The organism is Robinsoniella sp. (genome assembly GCF_034124845.1).
Map to the genome: position 1 here is coordinate 1 of NZ_JAWYAJ010000573.1, position 3,844 is coordinate 3,844.

General features: G+C 44.0%; 3 protein-coding genes and 1 pseudogene. 3 read left to right on the top strand and 1 reads right to left on the bottom strand.

What is annotated here, in order from left to right:
• From ACH2DQ_RS28400 to ACH2DQ_RS28410, 3 genes are all read left to right on the top strand, one after another.
• Positions 1 to 887: glycoside hydrolase family 3 C-terminal domain-containing protein (locus ACH2DQ_RS28400; RefSeq protein WP_395028749.1), on the top strand; the 887-nt coding region annotated here is incomplete at its 5' end.
• Between the two features lie 36 nt (positions 888 to 923).
• The gene (locus tag ACH2DQ_RS28405) at positions 924 to 2,087 is read left to right on the top strand and encodes a DUF4340 domain-containing protein (RefSeq protein ID WP_394911111.1); all 1,164 of its coding nucleotides are present in this window, start codon (positions 924 to 926) and stop codon (positions 2,085 to 2,087) included.
• A gap of 74 nt (positions 2,088 to 2,161) precedes the next feature.
• Positions 2,162 to 3,205 carry an NAD(P)-dependent alcohol dehydrogenase gene (locus tag ACH2DQ_RS28410; protein ID WP_394911112.1) on the top strand — a complete coding sequence of 348 codons (1,044 nt, stop codon included), beginning with the start codon at positions 2,162 to 2,164 and terminating at the stop codon, positions 3,203 to 3,205.
• 202 nt (positions 3,206 to 3,407) lie between these two features.
• Here ACH2DQ_RS28410 and ACH2DQ_RS28415 read toward each other — a convergent pair.
• Positions 3,408 to 3,844 (bottom strand): annotated as a pseudogene (locus ACH2DQ_RS28415) (nitrite/sulfite reductase); the annotation flags it as partial.

Consider the following 3,844-nt stretch of genomic DNA (forward strand, 5'->3'; position numbering starts at 1 on the left):
GCCTCTGGAACCGTAAAGTGGAAGGTCTTGCATGGGATCAGGATCGAATATCAGAGGCTCAGATTGTTGCCGAACACAGTGATGTGGTAATATTGGCAGTCGGTCTGGATGAAACGCTGGAAGGGGAAGAGATGGATCAGGGGAATCATGTGGGTTCCGGGGATAAGGAGGATCTGAAGCTTCCGGCTGTGCAGATGGAATTGATCGAAAAAGTTCTGGAAATCGGCAAACCAACAATTGTGGTGCTGATGGCTGGAAGTGCAATTGATTTAAGTTATGCGGATGAACATGCAGATGCAATTCTGCAGGCATGGTATCCTGGTGCAGGCGGAGGAGAAGCAATTGCCGACCTGTTATTCGGAAAAATATCCCCATCCGGGAAACTTCCGGTAACGTTCTATCGGGATCTGGAACATATGCCGGGATTCGAAGATTACAGTATGGAGAACAGAACCTACCGGTATATGGAAGAAGATGCGCTGTATCCATTTGGATACGGACTCACTTATGGAAATGTAGAAGTGGAAGAGGCCGGATTTACCATTATGCCAAAGAAAGAGCAGGACTTTGAAGTGGAAGTAACCCTCACAAACCGGGGAGGCACTGCGGTAGAAGAGGTCGTTCAGCTATATATCAAAGATACAAAATCTGCGCTGGCTGTTAAAAATTATAGCCTGTGTGCATTCCGGCGTGTGGCACTGGCAGCAGAAGAAACGGTAAAAACAAAGCTGAAGGTTCAGGCATCGGCTTTGGAAGCAGTAGATGATGAGGGAAGAAGAGTGCTGGACAGCAATGAGTTCACTTTATATGTTGGAATTTCCCAGCCAGACCGCAGAAGCATACAGCTAATGCAGAGCTCTCCAGTAGAATTGTTGATAAGGCTGTAGTTTCTGACATGCCCAAGAGCAGAAAAGAGGGATAAAATGAGAAAACGACATTACGTGGGTATCGTATTATTAACGACATTGGCGGTTGTGAGTACATTTGGATGCGGCAGGTCGAATGGATTAAAGGAATCACAAACTTCGGCGGTCAGTAAAAATGAAGGGCAGTCCGTGACTGCAAAAGCACCAGCGATGGAAGCAGAAGGATCAGTGACGGAAGCGGAAGTGTCAGTGACGGAATCAGAAGGATCAGTGACGGAATCGGAAGTGTCAGTGACGGAATCAAAAGAACTAGCGACGGAATCGGAAGCACCTGCAGCGAAAAAGGAACTGATCAGAACAGAAAAACCGGAGTTTACCGCTAATGAGGTCAGACGTGTTGCGATTGCGGTGGGTGGACAGGATGTATTTGAAATTACCTATGCTCCACAGGATTATAAAAGCAATTTTGCGTATTGGGATATTATTACACCCTATCAATCACTGGTAATGGTGGATACAGAAGAAATGTTCAACTTATATAATGCTCTTGCGGCGTGGAAATTTGGCAGCGCCATTGAGATAAAAGAGGGGGAAGACACAGGTCTGTCAGAACCGTCAGCCAGTATAGCAATAGACTACTATGATATAAAATCAGAGGCGGACACTGCAGATGCCGATCCCAACACTACATGTCTGATTAAATTTGGCAAAAAAGATGAACAGGGCAATTATTATGCTCAGATTGAAGGATTTGAAACAATTTATAAGATTTCTTCCAGTGCCGCAGATCCTGTTCTGATGGTTAATCCCTATGATTATATATTAAAAATCTGCTGTCTTGTGGACTATAAAACGGTGGATACGGTAGAAATTAATATGGGTGAGAGCACACATGTGATAGATGTGAATGCTGTGCAGAAAAAGTATGCTTTTGATAAAAAAGAAGTGGATGAAAAAGCATTCTCCACGCTGTATCAGGCATTGATGGGAATCATCGTGAAGGGCGAGCCGGAGGGTGAAAATGCATCTGAAGGAAAAGAGGAATCGCCGGTATTACAGATTGATTTCCAGAGAAATATGGAAAACGCACCTGATATAACCGTAGCTTTTAAAACTTATAATGATGATTATTATCTGGCTGAAATAAATGGGAATCAATTTTTTATCGTATCAAAAGAAGATGTAGATCAATTAGCAAAACAAGTGGAGGAATCCTTTTAGTTCAGATTTGGGAGCATGTCTCCAGATCAAGATCAATAGAATGAATTCGAAACAAGTCCCGGGGAGGATATAAGATGGAAGGTATAATGAAAACAGCAGTTATGACAGGTATCCGTAAAGTAGAATTAACAAACCGTCCGATTCCAGTGCCTGCAGAAAATGAGGTATTGGTTAAGGTAGAATATGTAGGAATCTGTGGTTCCGATCTGCATTATTACGAAGCAGGAAGAATCGGGAACTTTGTTGTGGAACCGCCGTTTGTGCTTGGGCATGAAGCAGGTGGAATTGTCGTAGAGACCGGAAGCAATGTAAGGAATTTAAAGGTTGGGGACCGAGTTGCGCTGGAGCCTGGTAAGACCTGCAGTAACTGTGAATTTTGCAAGAGCGGCAGATATAATCTATGTAAGGATGTGGTATTCTTTGCGACACCTCCTGTGGATGGGGTTTTTCAGGAATATGTTGCGCATGATGCCGGACTCTGTTTTCCGATTCCGGACAATATGAGTACGATGGAGGCTGCCCTGATTGAGCCGCTGGCAGTAGGAATGCATGCAGCGATACAGGGAGGTGCCGGGATTGGACAGACTGCTGTAGTTACCGGAGCGGGCTGCATTGGACTGGTCAGTATGATGGCGTTGAAAGCAATGGGAGTTTCCAGAGTGTACGTAGTAGACGTAATGGAAAAGAGGCTGCAAAAGGCGTTGGAATTAGGTGCAGATGGAATCATAAACGGAAGAGAGGAAGATGCCGTTGCTAAAATCATGGAATTAACCAATGGCGCCGGTTGTGATTTATCCATTGAAACAGCCGGAACTGAGATTACAACCACACAGCTGATAGGGATGGCAAAAAAAGGTTCCACCATTGTTCTGGTTGGATACAGTGCTTCCGGTAAGCTGACCCTGCCCGTTAGTACGGCATTAGACAAAGAGCTGACATTTAAGACTGTCTTCCGATATCGTAATATATATCCTATGGCAATTGATGCCGTGGCACAGGGCAAGATAAAAATCAAAGACATCGTTACCAATATTTTTGACCTGGATGATATCGCAGCTGCGCTGGAGCAGAGTGTGGAAAATAAGGCGGATATCGTTAAGGGTGTAATTAAAATTTAAATTTTTATTGATGTGATTCTTTTTCAATTTATTATGAAAAAAATGGAGCTTACGGGTAATTTTCTTTATCCGTGAGCTCCATATTTTGCGACAGTTTATGCGTAAAAGATTACGCCAATAGCGTCCGGCATGCCGCAGCCCAGGGGCCCAACATGCTGAAAAAACCAGCCTTGTATCAACGAATTTTCAGGATGTAAATTAATTAAATAAAATATCTCCCAGCCAATTCCATAAATGCTTCCCGGTCTGACTCATAAAATTCAGTAAAAGTCTTCTGTTCCGTAAGAAGATTTTTAGCCAGTTCAGCCATGAATTCCGGGATAGCGGATGCAGCCATGATGCCAAGAATATCACCCATTTCCGTAAGATCTGCTCCAATCCTGCCATTTACCTGGATTTCAAATGCATCTACAACTTTATCATTGACACGTTTCTTTCTGCCGGCGAATCCAATCTGCGCCATTTGGTGTCTGGAACAGCTGTTGGGACAGCCGCTGATATGAACGGATGGAAGTACGTCTTCACTTATACCCGCATCTTTCAGTTCCTTAAGGATTCCATGACACAGAGTCTGGCTTTGCATGATACCGATCTGGCAGGTTGGAGTTCCCACACAGCTCACGCTCATTTGTATTTTGG

Bases quoted from the DNA above. Each gene is read 5' to 3' on its own strand.
- ACH2DQ_RS28410 (WP_394911112.1), top strand. From the start codon at position 2,162: ATGGAAGGTATAATGAAAACAGCAGTTATGACAGGTATCCGTAAAGTA.
- ACH2DQ_RS28405 (WP_394911111.1), top strand. From the start codon at position 924: ATGAGAAAACGACATTACGTGGGTATCGTATTATTAACGACATTGGCG.